Raw genomic sequence first — 23,721 nt, 5'->3', positions numbered from 1 at the left:
GTTCTTTAATACATCCGGCCGGGGTTGAAGATGTTCGACGGATCGAATCCGGCTTTCAGGCGTTCATGGATCTTCGCCACGGCCGGCGCCAGCGGCTGGAACACGCCGACGCTTTTATCGCCGCCGCGGAACAGGGTCGCGTGACCGCCGCAGGCCTTCACCGTGGCGCGGATGCGCTCGCTTGTCGCGGCATCGCCGTCCGCGCGCAGCCAGCGCTGCGCCCCGCCCCATTCGATCAGCTGCGGACCTCCCAGCACGATGGCGCCATAGGTGGACGGTACCGACAGCCGCCAAAGCGGCGCATCGCCGTCGAAGAAGGCATGGCGCTGCTCGCGCAGGCTGGCCCAGAAGGCCTCGCAGTCCGGCATGATGTGGCCGCCGTGTGCGGTGCCCAGCGAGCGGATGGCGGCATCGACCGCGGCCCGGGCGCCGGACAGGCGCAGCGCCAGCACGCCGTCAATCCAGCAGCTGGCCGAGATCGGCAGCGGCTGGCCGCCCCATTCGTTCAGCTTGCGGATGGCGTCGACCTCGTTCATCTCGAAGCGCAGCGTGGCTTCGCGATAGGACAGCGGCAGCACCTTGACCGACACTTCCAGCAGCAGGCCGAGGGTGCCCAGCGAGCCCGCCAGCAGGCGCGAGACGTCGTAGCCGGCCACGTTCTTCATCACCTGGCCGCCGAAGCTCAGGACGTCGCCCTTCCCGTCCAGCAGCTTCGCGCCGAGCACGAAGTCGCGCAGCGCGCCGCTGCTGGCGCGCCGCGGGCCCGAGAGGCCGGCGGCGATGGTGCCGCCCAGGGTCGCGCCTTCGCCAAAGTGCGGCGGCTCGAAGGCCAGCATCTGCTTGCGTTCGGCCAGCACGGCTTCGATGTCGGCCAGGGGCGTGCCGCAGCGCGCCGTGATCACCAGTTCGGTCGGCTCGTAATCGACGATGCCGGCATAGGCGCGCGTGTCGAGGATCTCGCCTTCGAGGCGCTGTCCGTACCAGTCCTTGCTGCCGCCGCCGCGGATACGCAGCGCGCTCTTGCCTGCGGCCGCGGTCCGTACCTGGTCCTGGAATCGTTCAAGAGTCTGCTGCATAGTCAGTTTCAAAAGCGTCACTTTCAAAAACGCGGCAGGTCCGCGAACGGCAGCACGCCGCCGCTGACCCGCATCTTGCCCATTTCGGCGCAGCGCTGGAGGGTCGGCACCGCCTTGTTCGGATTCAGCAGCATGGCCGGGTCGAAGGCGCGCTTGACCGTGAAGAAGGCTTCCAGCTCGTTCGCGCCGAACTGCACGCACATCGAATCGATCTTCTCGACGCCGACGCCGTGCTCGCCGGTGATAGTGCCGCCGACCTCCACGCACAGGGCCAGGATGGCGGCGCCGAAGTCTTCCGCGCGCTGCAGCTCGCCCGGCTTGTTGGCGTCGAACATGATCAGGGGGTGCATATTGCCGTCGCCGGCGTGGAACACGTTCGCGCAGCGCAGGCCGTAGGTGTCCTGCATCGCTTCGATCCGGCTCAGCACGTGGGCCAGATGCTTGCGCGGGATGGTGCCGTCCATGCAGTAATAGTCGGCCGAGATGCGGCCGGCGGCCGGGAAGGCATTCTTGCGGCCGGACCAGAAGCGCAGGCGCTCGGCCTCGTTCTGCGACACCGCGATGGCGCTGGCGCCGGCCTGCTGCAGCACTTCCGTCATGCGTTCGATTTCCTCGGCCACTTCGAGCCCGGTGCCGTCCGCCTCGCACAGCAGGATCGCGGCCGCCTCGAGGTCGTAGCCGGCCTTCACGAAGGGCTCGACCATGCGCGAGGAGGTGCGGTCCATCATCTCCAGGCCGGCCGGGATGATGCCGGCCGCGATCACGCTGGCCACCGCGTTGCCGCCCGTTACCACGTCGTCGAAGGAAGCCATGATGACCTGGGCCAGCGCCGGCTTCGGCACCAGCTTGACGGTCACTTCGGTGACGATGCCGAGCATGCCCTCCGAGCCGATGAAGACGGCCAGCAGGTCCAGGCCCGGCGAATCGAGGCCTTCGCCGCCCAGTTCGATGACATCGCCTTCCATCGTACAGACGCGCACGCGCAACACATTGTGCACCGTGAGGCCGTATTTCAGGCAGTGAACGCCGCCGGAATTCTCGGCGACGTTGCCGCCGATGGTGCAGGCGATCTGCGAGGACGGGTCCGGCGCATAGTAGAGGCCGAAGGGCGCCGCCGCTTCCGAGATCGCCAGGTTGCGCACGCCGGGCTGGACCACGGCGGTGCGCGCATAGGGTTCGACGCGCAGGATGCGGTTCAGGCGCGCGGTCGAGATCACCACGCCGTCGGCCAGCGGCTGGGCGCCGCCGGAGAGGCCGGTGCCGGCGCCGCGCGGCACGATCGGCACCTTCAGCTCGCGGCAGACCTTCAGGATGGCCAGCACCTGCTCCTCGTTGTCTGGAAGCGTCACGATCATCGGCAGCTGGCGATAGGCCGCCAGGCCGTCGCATTCGTACGGCCGGGTATCTTCGGGGTCGTGCAGGACGCAACGATCGGGGAGCACGGCGCGCAGGGCGCTGGCCACCTGGCGGCGGCGCTCGGGGTCGACTGGAATGGCGGGAATCATAAGCCGATTGTAAGCACTATTGCACTATTTTGGCGTATGCTCGCGCTATCTTTTTTTCTAGGCAGGGCATAAGCATGGGCAATCGACTTTCGAAAATCGCGACCCGCACCGGCGACGACGGCAGCACCGGACTCGGCGACGGCAGCCGCACCGGCAAGGACAGCGCGCGCATCGCCGCGCTGGGCGACGTCGACGAACTGAATTCCTTCGTCGGCCTGCTGCTGTGCGAGGACATGCCGGCCGAGCTCAGGGAAGAGCTGATCTCGATCCAGCACGACCTGTTCGACCTCGGCGGCGAGCTGTGCATCCCGGGCTACCAGATGATCAAGGACGAGCACGTAGCGCGCCTGGACGGTCTGCTCGAGAAATACAATGCCGACCTGCCGATCCTGAAGGAGTTCATCCTGCCGGCCGGCTCGCGCGCGGCATCGACGGCCCACGTGTGCCGTACCGTATGCCGGCGTGCCGAGCGCAGCATCGTCGCGCTGTCGAAGACGGACACGATCAACGCCCAGCCGCGTCAATACGTGAACCGCCTGTCCGACCTGATGTTCGTGCTGGCGCGCGTGCTGAACCGCCACGCCGGCGGCAGCGACGTGCTGTGGCAGCACGAGCGCAAGCGCGGCTGACGGGGCGCCGCAGATGCAGGACAGCGGCAAAGCCGACGGCGTTTTCGAGGTCCGGTTCTACCGGGGCGGCGCGAACTGGCCCTCGAATCCCTTCCGGCTGCAAGGACGCGGCCAGCTGGCGATCGAGCCCGACTTCGTCTACGTGCGCGGCAGCAGCCACCGCTCGTTCCGCTTTCCGAAGAAGGAGGAGGAGCGCCTGCGCAAGGTCGACATCGTCAACGTGCGCACCGCGGGCGAGGACGTGATCTTCGACGTGGTCGGCGTCCAGGGCATGCAGGAAGTCGGCTTTTCCGCCGCCGGCCGCGATGCCGCGAAGGCCATCGCGGCGGCCCTCCCCTCGCGCTGCACGCCCGAGTTCGAGGTGGCGCATGCCGAGCGCGAGGTCTTCCATGACCGCATCGACTACTGGAGCCCGTCGACGCCGGTGATCTGGACCCTGCTGGCGGCCAACATCGGCATCTTCTTCCTGATGTGGCTGGAGCGTAAGGGCTTCGGCATGCCCTGGTTCAGGCCCCTGCCGGGCTGGGACTCGCTGGCCGCGGTGCAGGCCCACCTGCAGCTGTGGCAGCAGGGCATCCACAAGCTGATCGCGGCGCGCCAGTGGTGGCCGGATGCGCCCCCTGCCCTGCTCGCCGAGCAGCTCGTCAAATGGGGGTCGAACCTGCCGCGCAAGACCCTGGGCGAAGGCCAGTGGTGGCGCCTGCTGAGCTCCGCCTTCCTGCACGGCAGCCTGCTGCACCTGGGGATGAACATGCTGGTGCTGTGGCAGGCCGGCCAGCTGGTCGAGCGCATCTTCGGCAGCCTGCGCTTCGCCGGCCTGTATCTGCTGGCCGGCATCGGCGGCGGCCTTGGCAGCATGCTGTGGGGCCTGGTCTCCCAGCACCCCGTCAACAGCGTGGGCGCCTCGGGCGCGATCTTCGGCATCATCGGCGGCCTGTTCGCCTTCATCGGCCGCGAGCACAGCGGCGTGCCGCCGACCGTGGTGCGCGACCTGCGCGGCTCGGTCGGGCCCTTCCTGCTGTTTAATATCGGCGCCGGCTTCCTGTATCCGCACACCGACAACGCGGCCCACATCGGCGGCCTGGTGGCCGGCTGGCTGGCCGGCCACCTGCTGGCCCGCTCGCTGCACGTGCCGGCCCAGCATGCGGCCTCCCAAGGAACGTCATGACAGACGATTTCATCGGCATCTACGACGGCGCCCTGAGCAGCGAACAATGCGCCATATCCTGCAGCGCTTCGAGGCCAGCGACAAGGTCGTGCGCGGCCGCACCGGCAACGGCGTGGACGTGGCCAGGAAGGACAGCTGGGACCTCACCCTCACCCAGTACCCGGAGTGGCAGGACGTCGCCGGCCTGATGGCATCGAGCCTGCGGCGCCACCTGGCGCAGTACGTGGACCGCTACCGCGCGCTGGTGCTGGGCGCGCTGTCGCCGATGGTCGCGCATCCGGAAACCGGGCAGCCGGTCGCCCTCTCGCTCGACAACTTCGACGAATGCGGCCTCCCCCACCTGGACGCGCTGGTGCAGGCGATGTAACGCTGCGGCCCGATCAACCTGCAGAAATACCTGCGCGCCAGTGGCGGCTACCACCACTGGCATTCCGAGATCTATCCGCAAAACGCCAGCTGCGAGACCCTGCACCGGGTGCTGCTGTTCCAGTTCTACCTGAACGACGTGGCCGAGGGTGACGAAACCGAATCCCTGTACCAGGGCCGCAAGGTGGAAGCGCGGCAGGGCCGCCTGATCATTGCGCCGGCAGGCTTCACGCATACGCACAAGGGGCATGTGCCGCATGGCGGGGACAAGTATGTGGCGACGTCGTGGATTCTTTATCGGCGGGCGGAGGAGTTGTTCAAGTGACGTCGTTCCCGCGCAGGCGGGAACCCAAGTTTTTCGAACCGCAACGAACCTGGATCCCCGCCTTCGCGGGGACGACGTTCTTGAGTTGCTAGTCTTGCCCCGCTTCTTTCAACGCCTGCAACGCCATCGCATGAATACCGTCATAGGACTTGGCAGCAGCAATGAAGCGGCCGTTGTGGCAGAAGCCGGCATCCGGCACGCCGGTGACAAGCGCCAGGTCGGCGTCGCGCAGGCCGGCCCAGGATGCCGGCAGGTCGGCGCGGGCTTCGAAGGTGTCTGCGGTGGCCGGTACCGTGTGCAGCATGTAGCGCTGCTCGCCGATGTTATGGCTGATGACGAACAGGACCTTCGGCATTTCCTTGCGCACCACCGAGCTCCAGGGCAGCGCGCTGTTCTTCAGGTAGAGCAGCCGGCCGCCTTCCAGCACCTCGGCCTTGCGCACCTGCTCCAGCGCGAGCAAGGCGCCGACGCGGTACTTGACGGCGTTCGCCATCACGTCGACGAGGAAATCCATCGCGCGGCGGAACTGGCTCAGGCGGTAGGCGTCGGCGCGCTCGCCGTAGCCCAGCCTTTCCTCGTCCAGCCAGCTCAGGTTGTAGCCGGAGATTACCGCCGACAGGCCGTAGCCGCCCGGCGCGTTTTTTGCCGCGCCGACGTCCGACAGGTCCAGGTACTGCACGATGTCGGCGTCGATGGCGTAGGCGATGTGCTGGGCCGTTTCGTCGCTGAGCTGCTGGCCGGTGTGCTTCGCCGCCAGCGCGGCCACGCAACGGGCGCCGTATTCGCGCCACACCAGGCCGGCGCTCGCATACGGCACGCCGGTCTGGCGGGCGCCGCTGAAGCCCTTCTGGTGGTGGTCGAAGCGCCCCAGGGCCGGGTCCCAGATGCCGCCGACGTCGATCACGACGTCGCCGCTCTCGATGATGACCGGGTCGCGCGTGCGCACCAGTTCGGCCTCGGGATACAGCACGTAGATGACGGCAACCGCCCAGGCGTCATCCGCATGGAATTTGCCGCCGTGGGTGACGATCACCATGATCGGTCTCTGCTCAGTTGTTGTTCACGACCAGGCGCGGCTCGCCGATCCCGAAACGTTCGCGGATCGATTTGCCGATGCCGTGCGCGTCCAGGCCGACGGAAGCCAGCAGCACGCCCGGGTCGCCCTGGTCGATGAACTTGTCCGGCAGGCCCAGGATCAGCAGCGGCTTGACGATGGCCTCGAGCGCCAGGGCTTCGGCGACGGCCGAGCCGGCGCCGCCCATGGTGCAGCCCTCTTCCACCGTCACCAGGTAGTCGTGGTCCTTGGCCAGGCGCTTGACCAGCTCGACGTCGAGCGGCTTCACGAAGCGCATGTCGGCGACGGTTGCGTTCAGGCCCTCGGCCGCTTTCAGGCTCGGGGCCACCATCGAGCCGAAGGCCAGGATGGCGACGCCCTTGCCCTCGCGCTTCACGGTGCCCTTGCCGAGCTCGAGGGAGGTCAGCTCCTGCTGGATGGCGGCGCCGACGCCGGCGCCGCGCGGATAGCGCACTGCCGCCGGGCCCGGGTAGTGATAGGCCGTGGTCAGCATCTGGCGGCACTCGTTCTCGTCCGACGGCGCCATGACGACCATGTTCGGGATGCAGCGCAGATAGGCCAGGTCGTAGTTGCCGGCGTGGGTCGCACCGTCGGCGCCGACCAGGCCGGCGCGGTCGAGGGCGAAGGTCACGTCCAGGTTCTGCAGCGCCACGTCGTGGATCAGCTGGTCGTAGCCGCGCTGCAGGAAGGTCGAGTAGATCGCCAGCACCGGCTTGACGCCTTCGGTCGCCATGCCGGCGGCGAAGGTGACCGAGTGCTGTTCGGCGATGCCGACGTCGAAGTAGCGGTCCGGATACTGCTGGTGGAAGCGCACCATGCCCGAGCCTTCGCGCATCGCCGGCGTGATGCCGACCAGGCGTTTGTCGGCGGCGGCCATGTCGCACAGCCAGTTGCCGAACACTTCGGTGTAGGTGATCTTGGACGGCGCGGTGGCGGGCTTGATGCCCTCGCTCGGATTGAACTTGCCGGTACCGTGGTACAGGATAGGCTCGGCCTCGGCCAGCTTGTAGCCCTGGCCCTTCTTCGTCACCACGTGCAGGAATTGCGGGCCTTTCAGCCTGCGGATGTTTTCCAGGGTCGGGATCAGCGAGTCGAGGTCGTGGCCGTCGATCGGGCCGATGTAGTTGAAGCCGAATTCCTCGAACATCGTGGCCGGGACCACCATGCCTTTCGCGTGTTCCTCGAGCTTCTTGGCCAGTTCCAGCATCGGCGCCGGCAGCACGCTTTTTCCCACGTTCTTGGCGGCGGCGTAGAACTGGCCCGACATCAGGCGCGCCAGGTAGCGGTTCAGCGCGCCCACCGGCGGCGAGATCGACATGTCGTTGTCGTTCAGGACCACCAGCAGGTCGACGTCGTCCTCGACGCCGGCATTGTTCAGGGCCTCGAAGGCCATGCCGGCCGTCATCGAGCCGTCGCCGATCACGGCGATCGCCTTGCGCTTCTCGCCCTTGATCTTGGCCGCCTGCGCCATGCCCAGCGCCGCCGAGATCGAGGTCGACGAGTGGGCGGTGCCGAAGGTGTCGTACTCGCTCTCGTCGCGCTTCGGGAAGCCGGACAGGCCGTTATGCTGGCGCAGCGTCGGCATGCGGTCGCGGCGGCCGGTCAGGACCTTGTGCGAATAGGTCTGGTGGCCGACGTCCCAGACGATGCGGTCTTCCGGCGTGTTGAACACGTAGTGCAGCGCGATCGTCAGCTCGACGGTGCCGAGGTTGGACGAGAGGTGGCCGCCGGTCTTGGACACCGAATCGAGCAGGAACTGGCGCAGTTCGGTGGCCAGCGGGGTCAGCTGGGTGCGCGGGAGCTTGCGCAGGTCCGCCGGGTCGTTGATGGTATCTAGCAGTTTCATTTAGGCCTTCCGCTGCACGATCAGGTCTGCCAGTTCGCGCAGCCGCAGTGCTTGTTCTCCGAACGGCGCCAGCGCTTCGTGCGCCTGCTGCCGCAGTTGTTCGGCCAGCGCCTTGGACGGCCCCAGCCCCAGAATCGTTACGTAAGTCGGTTTGTTCGCCGCCGCGTCCTTGCCCGCGGTCTTGCCGAGGGTGGCCGAGTCTTCGGTCGCGTCCAGCACGTCGTCCACCACCTGAAAGGCCAGGCCGATCGCGCGCGAGTATTCCTTCAATGCGTCCAGCTCCCGCGCATCGAGCTCGCGGCCGGCCAGGGCGCCCAGCAGCACCGAGACGCGCAGCATGGCGCCGGTCTTCAGCTGGTGCATGCGCTCCAGCTCTTCCAGCGTCAGGGCCAGGCCCACGCTGTCCAGGTCGATCGCCTGGCCGCCGCACATGCCGGCGGATCCGGCCGCCTCGGCCAGCAGGCGCAGCATCGTGACCAGGCGCGCCGGGGCGACCTCCTCGCTGCCGGCGAGTACTTCGAAGGCCTGGGCCTGCAGCGCGTCGCCGACCAGCAGCGCGGTCGCTTCGTCATAGGCCACGTGCACGGTCGGCTTGCCGCGGCGGAGCGCGTCGTCGTCCATGCAGGGCATGTCGTCGTGCACCAGCGAGTAGGCGTGAATCATCTCGACCGCGCAGGCGGCGCGTGCGACGGCATCTTCGCTGGCGCCGAACAGCTCACCGGCGGCATGCGCCAGCAGCGGGCGCACGCGCTTGCCGCCGCCCAGCACCGTGTAGCGCATCGCTTCGTGCAGCTTGGCCGGAATCCGGGCGGTCGCGGGCAGGAAGCGCTCGAGCGCGGCCTCGGTGCGGGTCTGCACGCCTTCCATCCAGGCGCGGAAATCGGGCTGGGCGCTCACGGTCGGGCTCATTCGGCGTCCTCGCCGTCGGCGCTGAAGGGTTTCAGCATTTCGCCTTCGAGCACCTTGACCTGCGACTCCACCTTTTCCAGCTGGGCCGCACAGTAACGCACGAGCTCGGAACCGCGGGCATAGGCAGCGACCGAGGCTTCCAGGGGCAATTGTCCGCCTTCCATCTGCGTGACGAGCTGGGCCAGTTCGGCCATCGCCTGTTCGAAGGACTCGGGAGGAACGGCGGCCGGCGCTCCAGCGCTCTCCGCGCTTGTTTTATTTGGCATAATGACTTTAATCGGTTCGGGGCTCGACTTGCCTGGCGGCAGTGCAATGGCAATGCGCGAGGCGCAACAGTCTAATCGCTTATTGTAAACAATCCTACCCCTGCGTGACGCCGCGACAGTTGCCGTTCTCTTGCAAGCAAAGACACATTTTATCGCAAAGCGCCCACCGATTCATGAAAACGATGCATTTCCGGCAATTTTTGAGCATCCACGCACCACAAGCTCGCGCGGGACCGAGACCGGATGAGCCTTTACAGGCTATAATCTCCGGTTCTGTCTCCGAAATACCGTATTCCGTTCTTTAAGGCGCAGGAAAAGCCGCAAGTTTTTCAACGCCCCAAAAAATACTGGTTCTCGGATTCTTTCTCTTCTTTGGCTGATATCTGTAAAGGGGGGTTGGGATGTCCGATCTGGCTACCCACGCCAAGCTGGCGCGCTCGTGCGCGCAGCTTCCGGTAAATGTCTACTTCGACGAAGCGCTGTTGCAGCGCGAAATGCATCACCTGTTCCAGAAGGGCCCCCGCTATGTCGGGCATGAATTGATGGTTCCCGAGAAGGGCGATTTCGCGACCCTGAAGTCGGAGAACGAGGGCCGCATGCTGGTGCGCAATGCGCAAGGCATCGAACTGCTTTCCAACGTCTGCCGTCATCGCCAGGCGCTGATGTTCAATGGCCGCGGCAATGCCAAGAATATTGTCTGCCCCCTGCACCGCTGGACTTATGACCTGAAGGGTGAACTGATCGGCGCGCCGCACTTTGCCGACACGCCCTGCCTGAACCTGTCGAAGACGCCGCTGCAGAACTGGAACGGCCTGCTGTTCGAACAGAACGGCTACAACGTGATGGACAAGCTCAAGCAGCTGTCGGTGACCAGGGACCTCGATTTCTCGGGCTATATGTTCGACCACGTCGAGGTGCACGAGTGCGACTACAACTGGAAGACCTTCATCGAGGTCTACCTGGAGGACTACCACGTCGAGCCCTTCCACCCGGGCCTGGGCAACTTCGTCAGCTGCGACGACCTGCGCTGGGAATTCGGCACCGACTACAGCGTCCAGACCGTGGGCGTGCACCGCGGCCTGCAGAAGTCCGGCTCGCCGGCCTATAAGGCATGGCAGGAACAGGTCCTGAAGTTCAACAACGGGCAGGCGCCGAAGTACGGCGCAATCTGGCTGACCCTGTATCCGAACATCATGGTCGAGTGGTATCCGAACGTGCTGGTGGTGTCGACCCTGTGGCCGATGGGCCCGCAGAAGACCCGCAACGTGGTCGAGTTCTACTATCCGGAAGAGTTCGTGCTGTTCGAACGCGGTTTCGTCGACGCCGAGCGCGCTGCCTATATGGAAACCTGCGTCGAGGACGACGAGATCGCCCTGCGCATGGATGCCGGCCGCAAGATCCTGCTGGACCGCGGCGTCAGCGAAGTCGGCCCCTACCAGTCGCCGATGGAAGACGGTATGCAGCACTTCCACGAGTGGTATCGCAGTAAATTGGAAAACGTCCCACCAGGAATTTAATGCCAGCTCTCTGGATGTTGTTCGCCAGCTTCGCGTTCGCCGCCATGGGCGCGGGCGTGAAGCTGGCCTCCCCCTTCTACGCCACCTCCGAAATCGTGATGTACCGTGGCCTGGTCGGCACCGTCATCCTGTTCCTCACGATCCATCTGCAGGGCGGCACCTTCCGCACCCTCTTCCCCCGTCAGCATTTGACGCGCAGCCTGGTCGGCGTGATCTCGCTGTGGATGTGGTTCTTCGCGATCGGCAAGCTGCCGCTCGCCACCGCCGTCACCCTCAACTACATGGCGCCGATCTGGCTCGCCACCTGGATGTTCTTCATCGGCTGGTGGCATGCGAAGGGCGAGACCGAATGGCCGCTGGTGATGGCCATCGTGATGAGCTTCGTCGGCGTGACCCTGGTGCTGCGGCCGGCGGTCGAGACCAACCAGTGGCTGGGCGGTGCGATCGGCCTGGCGTCCTCGATCGTCTCGGCGATGGCCTATATGCAGGTGCGTAACCTGGGCCAGATGGGCGAACCCGAATACCGAGTCGTGTTCTATTTTTCGTTGACCACGTGCCTAGCCGGCTTCTTCGGCACGCTGCTCGAGAACGGCCCGGCCACGCCCTTCCACACGCATACCTGGCATAGCGGCCTGCTGCTGGTGGCGATCGGGGTGCCGGCCTTGCTGGCGCAGATGGCGATGACGCGCGCCTACCGCCTCGGCAAGGTGCTGGTGGTGGCCAACCTGCAGTACACCGGCATCATCTTCTCCAGCCTGTGGGGGATGCTGCTGTGGGGCGACGTGTTCGACTGGCACGTGTGGCTGGGGATGGGTGTGATCCTGGTCTCCGGCATCGCCGCGACGTTCTACAATACGAAGCGCACGGCGCGAGGCGCCGTCGTCAAGGATACCGATCCCATCGCCAGCGAACTTTAAGGAGACCGCCCGTGTACACGACCCTGATCGAACCCGCCGCCCTGGCCGCCCACGTCAACGACGCCGACTGGGTGATCGTCGATTGCCGCCACGACCTGGTGAACCTGGCGGCCGGACGCGACGCCTATGCGGCCGGCCACCTGCCGAACGCGCTGTTCGCCGACATGGAACACGAGCTGTCCGGCGCCAAGCGGGATGCAAGCGGCGCCTTCCGCGGCCGCCATCCGCTGCCGGAAAAGGATGACTTCATCGAACTGCTGCGCAGCTGGGGCGTGAACGACAACACCCAGGTCGTGGCCTACGATGCCCACGGCGGCATGTACGCGGCGCGCCTGTGGTGGATGCTGCGCTGGATCGGCCACGAAGCCGTGGCCGTGCTGGACGGCGGCCTGCCGGCCTGGCAATCGGCCGGCCAGGCGGTCGTCACCGATGCGCCGGCAGCGCGCGCACGCGGCACCATCGCCGCGCGCGAGCCGCTGGTGACGACGGTGGACGTGAACACGGTGCTGCACAATGTGGAACATGGCGGCCGCCAGGTCGTCGACGCACGCGCACCGGACCGCTTCCGCGGCGAGAACGAGACCATCGACCCGGTCGGCGGTCACATCCCCGGCGCGAAGAACCGCTTCTTCAAGGATAACCTGCAGGCGGACGGCCGCTTCAAGGCACCGGAACAGCTGAAGGCGGAACTGGGCGTGGCGGTAGGCGATCCGAACAACGCCATCATGCAGTGCGGCTCCGGCGTCACGGCCTGCCACAACCTGCTGGCGCTGGAAGTGGCCGGCATGCCGGGCGCGGCGTTGTACCCGGGATCGTGGAGCGAGTGGAGCGCAGATGCTGCGCGCCCGGTTGTTACCGGCGCTCAGGGAGCCTGATAGGAGATCCGACGCGGCGCGGCCGGTGTCCACCGGCGCCAGATAATCGTAGGGTGGGCACGCCGTGCCCACGCTAAGCGCTGGTGGTTTTTAGTGACCGAAATCGTAGGGCGCCGGCAGGAAGTCCGCCAGCGTAAACACGACGACCGACAGCACCAGGATGCCGAGTACATAGCCGAACCGCGACGGCTTCTCGCGCAGCGCCACAACCAGTTGATTCACCAGCCTTGCCATTGCTTCCCCCACGTAGGTAAGCACTCAGCATAGGCCGCATCGAATCGCGATGTCAATATCAGGGCGCAAGAAAGCCCTGAAACCTCAGTGTCCGTGCGTCAGAAGCAGCACGATGACCACACCCAGGCCGATCAGCAGCACCTGCGGGATCGATTCGCGCACGGTGGCGCGGCGCTGCATCTGCGGCATCAGGTCGCTCACGGCGATGTAGATGAAGCCCGACGAGGCGAACACCAGCACATAGGGAATCAGGCCGCTGGCCCGGTCCAGGGTGTAGTAGCCGAGCACGCCGCCGACCACCGCCAGCAGGCTGCACAGCAGGTTGAACACATAGGCGCGCAGGCGCGAAAAGCCGGCGTTCAGCAGCACGATGAAGTCGCCGATCTCCTGCGGGATCTCGTGGGCGATGATGGCCACCCCAGTCAGGATGCCCAGCTTGGGATCGGCCAGGAAGGCCGCCGCGATCAGGATCCCGTCCGTGAAGTTGTGCATGCCGTCGCCGATCAGGATCATCCAGCCGGCCTTGCCGGCCTGGTGGGCGTCGTGACCGTGGGCGTGGTGATGGCCATCTCCCTCGTGATGATGCGAATGGCGCAGCAGCGCCACCTTCTCCAGCATGAAGAAGGCCAGCAGGCCGCCCAGCAGGGTCGCGAACAGCGCGCGCGGGTCGACGTGGGACTCGAAGGCTTCCGGCAGCGCGTGCAGCAGCGAGGTCGCGAGCATGATGCCGACCGACAGGCTGACCATGCGCTCGACGACTTTCGCGAGCAGGGCGAACGAGAACACCGCGGCAGCCGTGATACTGACGACGCCGGCCACGCCGGTGGCCAGCAGGATGGAAATGAGAACGGGATCGATCGTGAAGCCTCTTGTTGTTCTTGGTGCGCCGCCGACGGGCGCAAGCCGGGCATTGTACCGTGCCCGGCTTGCGCCTGCCGGGATCAGGCCACGCCGTGCTTGCGGAACCAGGCCAGCGCGCGCGCCCAGCCGTCCTTCGCGTCCTTCCCGTTATAGCTCGGACGGTAGTCGGCATGGAAGGCGTGACCCGCATCCGGATACACCACGAACTCCGAGCCGCTCGCGCCCTCGGCCAGCGCCGCCTTCATCTTGTCGACGCTGTCGAGGGAGATGCCGGTGTCCCTGGCGGCGTACAGGGCCAGCACCGGCACGGTCAAGGCAGGCGCGATGTCGACCGGGTGCCGCGGCGTGTTGGCGGTGGCGTCGCCCGTCAGGCGGCCATACCAGGCCACGCCGGCCTTGACCTTCGGGTTATGGGCCGAATACATCCAGGTGGCCCGTCCGCCCCAGCAGAAGCCGGTGATGCCAAGCCTGTCGATGTCGCCGCCGTTCTCCGCTGCCCAGGCCACGCAGGCGTCGAGGTCGGCCATCACCTGCGCGTCCGGCGTTTTGTGGATGATGTTCTTCATCAGGGTGGGGATGTCGGCAATGGCCGACGGATCGCCCTGGCGCACGAAGAGTTCCGGCGCCAGCGCCAGGTAACCCAGCTTGGCGAAGCGGCGCGCGACGTCGGCGATGTGCTCGTGCACGCCGAAGATTTCGGAGATCACCAGGATCACCGGCAGATTCGATTTGCCCTCGGGCTGGGCGCGGTAGACCGGCACGGCCTGGCCATTCACGGTCAGCTCGACGGTGCCGGCGCTCAGGCCGGCGGTGTCGGTCTGGATCAGCGACTGGGCCGCAAGCGGTTGCGTGGCGGCGGCGAAGCGGTCGGCGTTCTTTACGAGGTCGTTCATGTGCATCCTCTGGTCGGGTAACAAAGGATGGCTATCTTAACGTAGGGTGGGCGCGGCCGGCGTGGGCACGGAGTGCTCACCCTACGTGCTTAATGCGCGGTTTCCCAGTTCGGGCCGACGCCGGTTTCGGCCACCAGCGGCACCTTCAGGGTCGCGACGCCTGCCATCAGCTCCGGCAGCTTCTGCTTGACCAGTTCCAGCTCGCCCTCCGGCACCTCCAGCACCAGTTCGTCGTGCACCTGCATGATCATGCGGGTGCCGAGTTGTTCTTTCTCGAGCCAGTCCTGCACCGCGATCATGGCCAGCTTGATCAGGTCCGCCGCCGTGCCCTGCATCGGCGCATTGATCGCCGCGCGTTCGGCGCCGGCGCGGCGCGGGCCATTCGGCGAATTGATCTCCGGGAGCCACAGGCGGCGGCCGAACACGGTCTCGACATAGCCCTTGGCCTTGGCCGACAGGCGGGTCTCGTCCATGTACTGCTTGACGCCGGCAAAGCGCTGGAAGTAGCGCTCGATGTAGTTGCTGGCGGCGCCGCGCTCGATGCCCAGGTTCTGCGCCAGACCGAATGCGCTCATGCCGTAGATCAGGCCGAAGTTGATGACCTTGGCATAGCGGCGCTGCTCGCTCTCGACGTCTTCCGGCGCCAGGTTGAAGATCTCGGCGGCGGTGGCGCGGTGGATGTCTTCGCCCGCGGCGAAGGCACGCAGCATCGCCTCGTCGCCGGAGATGTGGGCCATGATGCGCAGCTCGATCTGCGAATAGTCGGCCGACACCAGCACGCAGCCGGGCGATGCGACGAAGGCTTCGCGGATGCGGCGTCCCTCGGCGGTGCGCACCGGGATGTTCTGCAGGTTCGGATCGTTCGAGGCCAGGCGGCCCGTGATCGCCACCGCCTGCGCGTAGTTGGTGTGCACGCGGCCGGTGTTCGGGTTGACCATCTTCGGCAGCTTGTCGGTATAGGTCGACTTCAGCTTGGACAGGCCGCGGTGCTCGAGCAGGATCTTCGGCAGCGGATAGTCCTCGGCCAGCTTCTGCAGCACCTCTTCGTCGGTGGACGGGGCGCCGGTGGCGGTCTTCTTGATCACCGGGAGCTGCAGCTTGCCGAAGAAGATCTCGCCGATCTGCTTGGGCGAACCGAGGTTGAAGGGGCCGCCGGCCAGTTCATAGGCCTGCTGCTCCAGTTGCGCGATGCGCGCTGCCAGTTCGCCGGACTGTTTGGCCAGCAGCTCGGCGTCGATCAGCACGCCATTGCGCTCGATCTTCTGCAGCACCACGGAGGTCGGCAGCTCGATCTTGCGGTAGATGTAGTTCAGGCCTTCGTCGCTTTCGACGTGGCCGATCATGGTCTGGTGCAGGCGCAGCGTGATGTCCGAGTCTTCGGCCGCATACTCCGTGGCGCGGCCCAGCTCGACCTGGTCGAAGCAGATCTGGTTCACCCCTTTGCCGCACACGTCGACGAACGGAATCGTGGTGTAGCCGAGATGGCGCATCGCCATGGTGTCCATGTCGTGCGGCTTGTGCGACTCGAACACATAGGACTGCAGCAGGGTGTCATGGACGATGCCGCGGATCTTGACGCCGTGGTTCTCGAAGATGTGGGCGTCGTACTTCAGGTTCTGGCCGAGCTTGGGCTTGTCCGGGTTTTCCAGCCAGGGCTTCATGCGCGCCAGGACTTCCTCGCGGTTCAGCTGCTCGGGCACGCCGGCGTAGCGGTGCGCCAGCGGAATGTAGGCGCCCTTGCCCGCTTCCACCGACAGCGAGATGCCGACCATCTCGGCCATCATCGGGTCGAGCGAGGTGGTCTCGGTATCGACCGAGGTCAGCTCGGCCTTGTCGATCAGTTCCAGCCAGCGCTCCAGCTGCTCTTGCGTGGTGACGGTCTCGTACTCGCCCTTGATGACCGGCATGCCGGGCAAGGTCGCGCTTGCGCCTTCCGGCGAATTCAGCGGCGCCGAAGGAGAAGACCCGGGCGAGACGAACCTTCCAGGATTGCCGTTGCCGAGTTCCTTCAGCATGGTCTTGAAACCGTAGCGCTGGAAGAAGTCGCGCAGCGCGTCCTTGTCTTCCGGGCGGCCGACCAGGGTTTCCTCGATCGACACCAGGTGCTTGGCCAGGTCGCAGTCGGTCTTCACGGTGATCAGTTCGCGGCCCTTCGGCAGCCATTCCAGCGCCGCCTGCAGGTTCGCGCCCACCGCGCCGCCGATGGTGTGCGCGTTCTCGATCACGCCGTCCAGGGAGCCATGCAGGGTCAGCCACTTCACGGCCGTCTTCGGGCCGCACTTGTTCACGCCGGGGACGTTGTCGACGGTGTCGCCGATCAGGGTCAGGTAGTCGATGATGCGGTTCGGCGGCACGCCGAACTTGGCCAGCACCCCGGCTTCGTCGAGCTTCTCGTTGCTCATCGTATTGATCAGCATGACCTTGTCGTTGACCAGCTGGGCCAGGTCCTTGTCGCCGGTCGAGACCACGGTGTTCATGCCGCGCGCGGTGGCCTGGGCGGCCAGGGTGCCGATCACGTCGTCGGCCTCGACGCCTTCGACCATCAGGATCGGCCAGCCCATGTGGCGCACCACTTCGTGGATCGGCTCGATCTGTTTGCTCAGGTCTTCCGGCATCGAGGCGCGGGTGGCCTTGTACTCGGGGTAGAGGTCGTCGCGGAAGGTCTTGCCCTTGGCGTCGAACACGCAGGCGATGTAGGCGGCCGGGAAGTCGGCGCGCAGGCGGCGCAGCATATTGACCATGCCGTGCATCGCGCCGGTCGGGTGACCGTCGGGGCTGCGCAGGTCGGGCAGCGCGTGGAATGCGCGGTACAGGTAGCTGGAGCCGTCAACGAGAAGCAGGGTATTGTCCATGGAGGGTCGGAATGAGCAAATGTGCGCCATTATCGCAGAATCGGATTCCCATCCATATGGGGCCGGTTCGCTCTTTTCACATGCTTTTCACATGCATTTCACTGGTGGGCTGCGCTGTTTGTTACAATGAACCAAACGTCAAAGGTGACCACCATGCCACGCATTTCCTCCCGCCTGCCCCTTCTCGCACCTTGCCTGGGCCTGCTGCTGGCCGCGCAGGCCGGATCGGCACTGGCCCAGCAATCGTCCCAGCCGACGCCGCCGCAGTCGACGCAGAACCAGGCGCCGCCCAAGCTCGAGCGTGTCGAACCGGGCAGCGATGTGCCGGCCACCAATATCCCCTCGCGCGAGCGCACCCAGATCAAGGAAAGGCGCGACGGCGGCCAGGTCACCGAAGTCGAGGTGACCAGCAGCGGCAGCCACTATTACATGAAGCCGAACAACCCGCCGGGCAATGCGGTGCCGGGCAGCGCGAGCGGCAATTCGATCCGCGCGCCGCAATGGAAGGTGGGAGAATTCGACCTGTCGGGCAAGCGCAAGGCCCCCGCCGAAAACGGGAGCAATGCGCCGACCACCGCCGACGCACCGCCGCCGCCTCCGCTGCCGGCCAACGCGACCGCCGGACCCGAGAAGAAATGACGACCGGCCGCCTTTGTGCGGCCGCCACAGCTACCCAATAATTCGTGAACGATGGCAGTTTTCACCTCGGTCACACTGGACGACCTGAGCCAGTGGATCAAGCAGTTTCCTCTCGGTAAAGCCCTGGCGCTGAAAGGCATCGCCAGCGGCATCGAAAACAGTAACTTCTTCCTGACGACCGAGCGCGGCGAATTCGTCCTGACGATTTTCGAGAACCTCGACTTCGAGCAGCTGCCCTTCTACGTGCAGTTGATGCGCCACCTGTCGGAGCGCGGCATTCCGGTGCCGGCGCCGGTGCCGAACGACCAGGGAGAACTGGTGGTGGCGCTGCACGGCAAGCCGGCCGTCGTCGTCAGCAAGCTCGACGGCAGCTCGCAGATGGACCCGCAGCCCGTGCATTGCGCCGAAGTCGGCACCATGCTGGCGAAGATGCACCTGGCCGGCCGGGACTTCCCGCTGCGCCAGCCGAACCTGCGCGGCCTGGACTGGTGGATCGAGACCGTGCCCAAGGTCCTGCCCTTCCTCGACGCCGATGAAGCCGTCCTGCTGGAATCGGAACTGGCCTTCCAGCGCGGGTTCGCCGCCGGCCCCGTCTACGCCGGGCTGGCCCAGGGTCCGGTCCACGCCGACCTGTTCCGCAACAACGTGATGTTCGTCGGCGAGCGCCTGAGCGGCTGCTTCGACTTCTATTTTGCCGGCTGGGACAGTTGGCTGTTCGACATCGCCGTCACCGTCAACGACTGGTGCATCGACCTCGACACCGGCCGCCTCGACCAGGACCGCGTGCTGGCGCTGACCCGCGCCTACCACGCCGCCCGCCCCTTCACCGAGGCCGAAGCCCAGGCCTGGCAGCCCATGCTGCGCGCCGCGGCCCTGCGTTTCTGGCTGTCGCGCCTGTACGACCTGCACCGTCCGCGCGAAGCCGAGATGCTGACGCCGCACGATCCCACCCACTTCGAACGCGTGCTGCGCGAGCGCATTGCCGTTCCCGCCCCGGGTCTCACAGCATGAGCACACTGCCCGCACGTACCGGCTGGGATTGGCTGAAACGGGGCATGGGCCTGTTCCGCAAGCAGCCGGCCGCCCTCACCACCCTGCTGTTTGCCAGCATCCTGCTGGCGATCGGCATCAGCGCCGTGCCCATCATCGGCCCGATCATCGTGGTGGTGCTGATTCCCTCGTTCTCGATGGCCTTCATGCAGGCCTGCCTGATGATCGACAACGGCGACCGCGTGACCCCGGCCGTGCTGCTGACGGGCTTCCGCAAGCCGGTGCTGGGCGGCCTGTGCAAGGTGGGTGTGATCTATCTCGGCGTCTTCCTGGTGCTGACCCTGATCGCGCTGATGATCACGCCGGAATCGCTGCGCCAGCTGCCGGGCAACATCAAGCTCGACCCGAAGGACAAGCTGCCCTTCTCGCTCGGCGACGTCGCCGCCGTGTTCGGCCTGCTGATCCTGGAGACGGTGTCGCTGCTGACCCTGTGCTTCGCCGCTCCGCTCACCTACTGGAAGCAGATGGGACCGGGCAAGGCCACCTTCTACAGCTTCTTCGCCGTGATGCGCTCGGCGCGCGTGTTCGGCGTGCTGCTGCTGTCCTGGTTCGGCATCTTCACCCTCATCACCTTCGTGGTGGTGAACCTGTTCAGCGCGATCGCGCTGGCCCAGGTGGTGCTGATGTGGCTGATGTTCCTGTTTATCCTGTTCCTGCAGTGCGCGATCTACGCCGGCTACCGCGACATTTTCGGCAAGCCGGCCGCTGGCAAAGAGACGCAGCCGGCGTAATGCGTGGGCTCGGGGGAGCCCACCCTGCGGTCAAACGATCACCGCGCAAGCTTCTCCAGCTTGGCCACCGACAGGTCGAGCATCTTCATCCCCGCCCCGCCGAAGTTGATCAGGGCGCGCGGGCTGCCCGCCCCGCCCTCGATGTTGACGATCACGCCCTCGCCGAAGCGCGCGTGCGACACGGCTTCGCCGATGCGCCAGCCGATGCCCCCGTCGTTACTCTTGCTGCTTGAAGACTTCTGCTTGATCTGCAGGGCGATCTGGTTGTCGCTGCCGCCCTCGCGGAAGCTGGCGTCGTCCCAGGCGGTGGTCGACTTGCGGCCGCCGAACCAGTTGGTCTGCACCCGCGGCGACAGCCACTTCAGCGATTCTTCCGGCAGCTCGTCGAAGAAGCGCGACTTCATGTTGAAGCGGGTCTGGCCGTGCAGCATGCGCTGCTGGGTAAAGCTCATGTACAAACGCTTGCGCGCGCGCGTGATCGCCACGTACATCAGGCGGCGTTCCTCGTCCACGCCGTCCAGCTCGCGCGAGCTGCTCTCGTGCGGGAACAGGCCTTCTTCCAGGCCGGTGATGAACACGGCGTCGAATTCCAGGCCCTTGGCCGAGTGCACCGTCATCAACTGCATCGCATCCTGGCCGGCCTGGGCCTGGGCATCGCCCGCTTCCAGCGAGGCGTGGGCCAGGAAGGCCGACAGCGGCGACATCACGGTGGCCAGCGGCGCATCGGCATCCAGCACCTCGACGCCGTCGGCGTTGACGATGGCCGCGCCGCTGCTGGCCAGCGCCTGCGGACCCAGGTGGGCCGGGGCGTTCACGCCGAAGCCCTCTTCCTGCACGAAGTGGGTGGCGGCGCTGACCATCTGCTCCAGGTTTTCGATGCGCTCCGCGCCTTCCTTTTCCTTCTCGTAGTAGGCCAGCAGCGTGCTGCGCTCCAGCACCACCTTCACCATTTCCGGCAGCGGCAGCTGCTGGGTCTCGAAGCGCGCGCTCTCGATCAGCTTGACGAAGTTGCCCAGCGCAGTGCCGGCCTTGCCGGTCATGTAGGGCACCGCCGCATACAGCGACACGCCATAGCTCTCGGCCGCCATTTGCAGCTGCTCGAGCGAGCGCGCGCCGATGCCGCGGGTGGGGAAATTCACCACCCGCAGGAAGGCCGAATCGTTGTGCGGATTGTCCATCAGCTGCAGGTAGGCGATCGCGTGCTTGACCTCGGCGCGCTGGAAGTAGCGCAGGCCGCCGTACACGGTATAGGGCAGGCCGGCCGCGAACAGCGCGTGCTCGATCACGCGGCTCTGCGCGTTCGAGCGGTACAGGATCGCGATCTCGCTCCTCGGCATGCCCTCGGCCATCAGGCTCTTGGCTTCGTCGATGATCCACTGCGCCTCTTCGAGGTCGCTCGATGCCTCGTAGATGCGCACCGGCTCGCCCTGCCCCGCGTCGGTGCGCAGGTTCTTGCCCAGGCGCCGCGTATTATTCGCGATCAGGAAGTTGGCGGTGTCGAGGATGTGGCCGTGCGAGCGGTAGTTCTGCTCCAGCTTGATCAGGTTCTTGACCTCGAACTCGCGCTCGAAGGCCTGCATATTGCCGACGTTGGCGCCGCGGAAGGCGTAGATGCTCTGGTCGTCGTCGCCGACCGCGAAGATCGCGCCGCCGGCCGCCTCGCCGTGGCCGGCCAGCAGTTTCAGCAGGTTGTACTGCAGGTCGTTCGTATCCTGGAACTCGTCGACCAGGATGTGGCGGAAGCGCATCTGGTAATGCTGGCGCAGCGGATGATTACGCTGCAGCAGTTCGTAGGCGCGCAGCAGCAGCTCGGCAAAATCGACCACGCCCTCGCGCTGGCACTGCTGGTCGTAGGCGTCGTAGAGCTCGACCATGCGCTTTTGCACGTGGTCGTAGGCCTCGACCTGGCTGGCGCGCAAGCCATTGTCCTTGGCGTTGTTGATGAAATACATCAGGTCCTTGGCCGGGTACTTCTCGTCATCGACATTCAGAGCCTTCAGCATGCGCTTGATCATCGACAGCTGGTCTTGCGAATCCAGGATCTGGAAGCTCTGCGGCAGCGCGGCGTCGCGGTGATGGGTGCGCAGCAGGCGGTTGCACAGGCCGTGGAAGGTACCGATCCACATGCCGCGCGTGTTCACCGGCAGCATCGCCGACAGGCGGCTCAGCATTTCCTTCGCCGCCTTGTTGGTGAAGGTCACCGCCATCAGGCCGGCCGGCGACACCTGGCCAGTCTGGATCAGCCAGGCGATCCGGGTGGTCAGCACGCGGGTCTTGCCCGAGCCGGCGCCGGCCAGGATCAGGGCGCTCTGGGACGGCAGCGTGACCGCGGCGAGCTGTTCGGGATTCAGATTGTCGAGGAGATTCATGCGGGCATTATAAACGTCGGGATGGGCCGCAGGCGTATATTGGGCACAAATTTACTGGTTATATATACAGTATCGCAACAGTTTCCACAAGGCTCGCTAGCGCCGCCCAAACGGGACTTATCGTAAGTTACGGGCAGATGTGTTCACTAGCCGGCCTGATCCGGCTGTTATTTATCGAAGCTCTACTCGTAACAAGGAGGCAACAATGCTGAATCGAGTCGTTACTGTGGCCGCGCTGGCGGTCGGCGGCATGATGCTGTCGAAAAAAATGAAAAATCGTGGTTCGAACATGGGTTCCTCGATCGTCGAGACAATCGAAGTCAACGTGCCGGTGAGCACTGCCTACAATCAGTGGACCCAGTTCGAGGACTTCCCGCAATTCATGAGCAGCGTGCACGAGATCCGCCAGCTGGACGACAAGCACCTGCACTGGAAGGCCAATGTGGCCGGCGAAGAAAAGGAATGGGATGCCGAGATCACCGAGCAGATCCCGGACAAGCGCATCGCCTGGCGCAGCGTCACCGGTGTGCCGAACGGCGGCGTGGTCACCTTCCACAAGATCTCGGATGACGTGACCCGCATCGCCCTGCAGATGGATTACCAGCCGGAAGGCCCGCTGGAAACACTGGGCGACGCCTTCGGCGCCGTGCGCATGGAAGCTCGCGGCAACCTGCAGAAGTTCAAGGAAATGCTGGAATCGCGCGGCAAGGAAACCGGCGCCTGGCGCGGCAAGATCGCGCAGCATTGATCGGGCTCCGGCCCATCCAAGCGCCGCCTGCGGGCGGCGTTTTTTTTCCGGATTGCCGGCCCTAAACGGATCGTGCCCTCGCGAAGACCGGGAGTAGGATGGCACTCCTTTTCAGGAGACCCCATCATGGACAATGTTGACCCGATCCAGGCTTTGACGCGCGACCACGACATGGTGCGCAAGCTGGCCGACACCTATCTCAACAGCAGCGACATGGAGGTGAAGAAGCAGTCGGCCATCCAGTTGCTGCAAGCCATCCACACCCATTCGCGGCTGGAAGAATCGATCTTCTATCCGAACGTGCGCTGCCTCGACGACAACCTCGTACGCCACTTCGAACAGGACCACCTGAAGGTCGACGACCTGCTGGCCACCTTGCAGGGCATGCAGCCGGACGAACCGCGCACCGAAGCGCTGATGCGCGAGATGCTCAACGCGGTGCTCAGCCACATCGACGAGGAAGAGCAGCAGCTGTTCCCGCGGCTGCAGCGGTCGAATGTCGATATGTCGGACATTGGTTTGCAGATGCAGTCGTTCGAGGCGAATCTGATTCACATGCAGGCGCAGGCCAGCGATCAGGGGACGCGGCGGCGTTGAGGCGACGCATACCTGAACGTCGCCCCCGCGCACTTGATCGTCGCCCCCGCGCACTTGATCGTCGCCCCCGCGCAGGCGGGGGTCCAAGTTTGCCTGAGCTGACGTAACGCACGCAGGACTTGAGTCCCCGCCTTCCCCCCTATGTCAGACTAGTTGTCGCCTCCTTTTTCAATGGGAGGCGTACAAGTGAAGTATCCTGCAGCATTCATCGAACAAGCCTTGGTAAAGGTGCACTCACGCGGCGACCGGACGATACGTTCGGTCGCCGAAGAG

23 protein-coding genes are annotated in these 23,721 nt (G+C 65.6%); 12 read left to right on the top strand and 11 right to left on the bottom strand.

Annotated elements, in window-relative coordinates; genetic code table 11:
- Positions 1-5: 5 nt before the first annotated feature.
- Both glcE and AC1DIX_RS19015 read right to left on the bottom strand, forming a co-directional pair.
- Complete coding sequence (glcE, locus tag AC1DIX_RS19020; protein ID WP_477326497.1) at positions 6-1,076, bottom strand: glycolate oxidase subunit GlcE; 1,071 nt, start codon at positions 1,074-1,076, stop codon at positions 6-8.
- Positions 1,077-1,099: 23 nt separating this feature from the next.
- Positions 1,100-2,581, bottom strand: a complete 1,482-nt coding sequence (locus AC1DIX_RS19015) for an FAD-linked oxidase C-terminal domain-containing protein (protein WP_477326495.1) — start codon at positions 2,579-2,581, stop codon at positions 1,100-1,102.
- Between the two features lie 74 nt (positions 2,582-2,655).
- On the opposite strand from AC1DIX_RS19015, the gene AC1DIX_RS19010 reads away from it, so the two are divergent.
- The 4 genes from AC1DIX_RS19010 to AC1DIX_RS18995 are packed head-to-tail and all read left to right on the top strand — an operon-like array spanning position 2,656 to position 5,069.
- Entirely contained in the window at positions 2,656-3,210 is a 555-nt protein-coding gene (locus AC1DIX_RS19010) for a cob(I)yrinic acid a,c-diamide adenosyltransferase (RefSeq protein WP_477326493.1), read from the top strand.
- A gap of 13 nt (positions 3,211-3,223) precedes the next feature.
- Complete coding sequence (locus AC1DIX_RS19005) at positions 3,224-4,378, top strand: rhomboid family intramembrane serine protease (protein ID WP_442124206.1); 1,155 nt, start codon at positions 3,224-3,226, stop codon at positions 4,376-4,378.
- 46 nt (positions 4,379-4,424) lie between these two features.
- Positions 4,425-4,745 (top strand): hypothetical protein, encoded by a 321-nt coding sequence (locus tag AC1DIX_RS19000; protein WP_477326490.1) that lies wholly within the window; start codon positions 4,425-4,427, stop codon positions 4,743-4,745.
- A 12-nt stretch (positions 4,746-4,757) separates the two neighbouring features.
- Entirely contained in the window at positions 4,758-5,069 is a 312-nt protein-coding gene (locus AC1DIX_RS18995) for a 2OG-Fe(II) oxygenase (protein ID WP_477326561.1), read from the top strand.
- Positions 5,070-5,157: 88 nt separating this feature from the next.
- Here AC1DIX_RS18995 and AC1DIX_RS18990 read toward each other — a convergent pair whose 3' ends face one another.
- From AC1DIX_RS18990 to AC1DIX_RS18975, 4 genes are read right to left on the bottom strand one after another with little or no spacing between them, the layout of a single operon-like run.
- Entirely contained in the window at positions 5,158-6,105 is a 948-nt protein-coding gene (locus AC1DIX_RS18990) for an MYG1 family protein (RefSeq protein ID WP_477326488.1), read from the bottom strand.
- Positions 6,106-6,118: 13 nt separating this feature from the next.
- Positions 6,119-7,990 (bottom strand): 1-deoxy-D-xylulose-5-phosphate synthase, encoded by a 1,872-nt coding sequence (dxs, locus tag AC1DIX_RS18985; protein WP_477253951.1) that lies wholly within the window; start codon positions 7,988-7,990, stop codon positions 6,119-6,121.
- Positions 7,991-8,899: a polyprenyl synthetase family protein gene (locus tag AC1DIX_RS18980; RefSeq protein WP_477253949.1), complete on the bottom strand. Its 909-nt coding sequence runs from the start codon at positions 8,897-8,899 to the stop codon at positions 7,991-7,993. It abuts the gene before it with no gap.
- Positions 8,896-9,165 (bottom strand): exodeoxyribonuclease VII small subunit, encoded by a 270-nt coding sequence (locus AC1DIX_RS18975; RefSeq protein ID WP_442124200.1) that lies wholly within the window; start codon positions 9,163-9,165, stop codon positions 8,896-8,898. Before AC1DIX_RS18975 ends, AC1DIX_RS18980 begins: the two co-directional genes overlap by 4 nt.
- 401 nt (positions 9,166-9,566) lie before the next feature.
- Here AC1DIX_RS18975 and AC1DIX_RS18970 point away from each other — a divergent pair, with 401 nt between their 5' ends.
- Genes AC1DIX_RS18970 through AC1DIX_RS18960 form a run of 3 tightly spaced genes read left to right on the top strand, consistent with a single transcriptional unit; the run spans position 9,567 to position 12,474 of the window.
- Complete coding sequence (locus AC1DIX_RS18970; RefSeq protein ID WP_442124199.1) at positions 9,567-10,682, top strand: aromatic ring-hydroxylating oxygenase subunit alpha; 1,116 nt, start codon at positions 9,567-9,569, stop codon at positions 10,680-10,682.
- Complete coding sequence (locus AC1DIX_RS18965; protein WP_477326486.1) at positions 10,682-11,599, top strand: DMT family transporter; 918 nt, start codon at positions 10,682-10,684, stop codon at positions 11,597-11,599. Before AC1DIX_RS18970 ends, AC1DIX_RS18965 begins: the two co-directional genes overlap by 1 nt.
- Before the next feature lie 11 nt (positions 11,600-11,610).
- On the top strand, positions 11,611-12,474 hold the full coding sequence (locus tag AC1DIX_RS18960) for a sulfurtransferase (protein WP_477326484.1): 864 nt from the start codon (positions 11,611-11,613) through the stop codon (positions 12,472-12,474).
- Positions 12,475-12,564: 90 nt separating this feature from the next.
- On the opposite strand, the gene AC1DIX_RS18955 is transcribed toward AC1DIX_RS18960, so the two are convergent.
- The 4 genes from AC1DIX_RS18955 to polA all read right to left on the bottom strand — a co-directional run bounded on the left by AC1DIX_RS18955 (position 12,565) and on the right by polA (position 17,314).
- Positions 12,565-12,696 (bottom strand): hypothetical protein, encoded by a 132-nt coding sequence (locus AC1DIX_RS18955; protein WP_442124196.1) that lies wholly within the window; start codon positions 12,694-12,696, stop codon positions 12,565-12,567.
- Positions 12,697-12,792: 96 nt separating this feature from the next.
- On the bottom strand, positions 12,793-13,542 hold the full coding sequence (locus AC1DIX_RS18950; protein WP_442124252.1) for a ZIP family metal transporter: 750 nt from the start codon (positions 13,540-13,542) through the stop codon (positions 12,793-12,795).
- A 107-nt stretch (positions 13,543-13,649) separates the two neighbouring features.
- Positions 13,650-14,462 carry a dienelactone hydrolase family protein gene (locus tag AC1DIX_RS18945; protein ID WP_477326482.1) on the bottom strand — a complete coding sequence of 271 codons (813 nt, stop codon included), beginning with the start codon at positions 14,460-14,462 and terminating at the stop codon, positions 13,650-13,652.
- Between the two features lie 89 nt (positions 14,463-14,551).
- Positions 14,552-17,314, bottom strand: a complete 2,763-nt coding sequence (gene polA, locus AC1DIX_RS18940; protein ID WP_477326480.1) for a DNA polymerase I — start codon at positions 17,312-17,314, stop codon at positions 14,552-14,554.
- 153 nt (positions 17,315-17,467) lie between these two features.
- Here polA and AC1DIX_RS18935 point away from each other — a divergent pair, with 153 nt between their 5' ends.
- The 3 genes from AC1DIX_RS18935 to AC1DIX_RS18925 are packed head-to-tail and all read left to right on the top strand — an operon-like array spanning position 17,468 to position 19,734.
- Positions 17,468-17,953 carry a hypothetical protein gene (locus AC1DIX_RS18935; RefSeq protein WP_442124193.1) on the top strand — a complete coding sequence of 162 codons (486 nt, stop codon included), beginning with the start codon at positions 17,468-17,470 and terminating at the stop codon, positions 17,951-17,953.
- Between the two features lie 51 nt (positions 17,954-18,004).
- The gene (locus AC1DIX_RS18930; RefSeq protein WP_477253941.1) at positions 18,005-18,964 is read left to right on the top strand and encodes a homoserine kinase; all 960 of its coding nucleotides are present in this window, start codon (positions 18,005-18,007) and stop codon (positions 18,962-18,964) included.
- Positions 18,961-19,734, top strand: a complete 774-nt coding sequence (locus AC1DIX_RS18925; RefSeq protein WP_442124191.1) for a BPSS1780 family membrane protein — start codon at positions 18,961-18,963, stop codon at positions 19,732-19,734. Before AC1DIX_RS18930 ends, AC1DIX_RS18925 begins: the two co-directional genes overlap by 4 nt.
- A gap of 38 nt (positions 19,735-19,772) precedes the next feature.
- On the opposite strand, the gene AC1DIX_RS18920 is transcribed toward AC1DIX_RS18925, so the two are convergent.
- Positions 19,773-22,103, bottom strand: coding sequence for a UvrD-helicase domain-containing protein (locus AC1DIX_RS18920; RefSeq protein ID WP_477326478.1), 2,331 nt, complete (start codon positions 22,101-22,103; stop codon positions 19,773-19,775).
- A 205-nt stretch (positions 22,104-22,308) separates the two neighbouring features.
- Between AC1DIX_RS18920 and AC1DIX_RS18915 the strand changes: the two genes are divergently transcribed.
- On the top strand, positions 22,309-22,851 hold the full coding sequence (locus tag AC1DIX_RS18915; protein WP_442124189.1) for an SRPBCC family protein: 543 nt from the start codon (positions 22,309-22,311) through the stop codon (positions 22,849-22,851).
- 126 nt (positions 22,852-22,977) lie between these two features.
- Entirely contained in the window at positions 22,978-23,448 is a 471-nt protein-coding gene (locus AC1DIX_RS18910; RefSeq protein WP_477326476.1) for a hemerythrin domain-containing protein, read from the top strand.
- Positions 23,449-23,721 lie beyond the last annotated feature (273 nt).

The organism is Massilia sp. 05N420 (genome assembly GCF_056397205.1).
Note: the sequence above shows the minus strand (reverse complement) of the source record. Positions and strands in the feature narration are given on the sequence as shown.

What these genes read in the sequence shown, in the direction of transcription:
- glcE (WP_477326497.1), bottom strand. Translation starts at nt 1,076, where the DNA reads ATGCAGCAGACTCTTGAACGATTCCAGGACCAGGTACGGACCGCGGCC.
- AC1DIX_RS19015 (WP_477326495.1), bottom strand. Translation starts at nt 2,581, where the DNA reads ATGATTCCCGCCATTCCAGTCGACCCCGAGCGCCGCCGCCAGGTGGCC.
- AC1DIX_RS19010 (WP_477326493.1), top strand. Translation starts at nt 2,656, where the DNA reads ATGGGCAATCGACTTTCGAAAATCGCGACCCGCACCGGCGACGACGGC.
- AC1DIX_RS19005 (WP_442124206.1), top strand. Translation starts at nt 3,224, where the DNA reads ATGCAGGACAGCGGCAAAGCCGACGGCGTTTTCGAGGTCCGGTTCTAC.
- AC1DIX_RS19000 (WP_477326490.1), top strand. Translation starts at nt 4,425, where the DNA reads ATGCGCCATATCCTGCAGCGCTTCGAGGCCAGCGACAAGGTCGTGCGC.
- AC1DIX_RS18990 (WP_477326488.1), bottom strand. Translation starts at nt 6,105, where the DNA reads ATGGTGATCGTCACCCACGGCGGCAAATTCCATGCGGATGACGCCTGG.
- dxs (WP_477253951.1), bottom strand. Translation starts at nt 7,990, where the DNA reads ATGAAACTGCTAGATACCATCAACGACCCGGCGGACCTGCGCAAGCTC.
- AC1DIX_RS18980 (WP_477253949.1), bottom strand. Translation starts at nt 8,899, where the DNA reads ATGAGCCCGACCGTGAGCGCCCAGCCCGATTTCCGCGCCTGGATGGAA.
- AC1DIX_RS18975 (WP_442124200.1), bottom strand. Translation starts at nt 9,165, where the DNA reads ATGCCAAATAAAACAAGCGCGGAGAGCGCTGGAGCGCCGGCCGCCGTT.
- AC1DIX_RS18970 (WP_442124199.1), top strand. Translation starts at nt 9,567, where the DNA reads ATGTCCGATCTGGCTACCCACGCCAAGCTGGCGCGCTCGTGCGCGCAG.
- AC1DIX_RS18965 (WP_477326486.1), top strand. Translation starts at nt 10,682, where the DNA reads ATGCCAGCTCTCTGGATGTTGTTCGCCAGCTTCGCGTTCGCCGCCATG.
- AC1DIX_RS18945 (WP_477326482.1), bottom strand. Translation starts at nt 14,462, where the DNA reads ATGAACGACCTCGTAAAGAACGCCGACCGCTTCGCCGCCGCCACGCAA.
- polA (WP_477326480.1), bottom strand. Translation starts at nt 17,314, where the DNA reads ATGGACAATACCCTGCTTCTCGTTGACGGCTCCAGCTACCTGTACCGC.
- AC1DIX_RS18935 (WP_442124193.1), top strand. Translation starts at nt 17,468, where the DNA reads ATGCCACGCATTTCCTCCCGCCTGCCCCTTCTCGCACCTTGCCTGGGC.
- AC1DIX_RS18930 (WP_477253941.1), top strand. Translation starts at nt 18,005, where the DNA reads ATGGCAGTTTTCACCTCGGTCACACTGGACGACCTGAGCCAGTGGATC.
- AC1DIX_RS18925 (WP_442124191.1), top strand. Translation starts at nt 18,961, where the DNA reads ATGAGCACACTGCCCGCACGTACCGGCTGGGATTGGCTGAAACGGGGC.
- AC1DIX_RS18920 (WP_477326478.1), bottom strand. Translation starts at nt 22,103, where the DNA reads ATGAATCTCCTCGACAATCTGAATCCCGAACAGCTCGCCGCGGTCACG.
- AC1DIX_RS18915 (WP_442124189.1), top strand. Translation starts at nt 22,309, where the DNA reads ATGCTGAATCGAGTCGTTACTGTGGCCGCGCTGGCGGTCGGCGGCATG.
- AC1DIX_RS18910 (WP_477326476.1), top strand. Translation starts at nt 22,978, where the DNA reads ATGGACAATGTTGACCCGATCCAGGCTTTGACGCGCGACCACGACATG.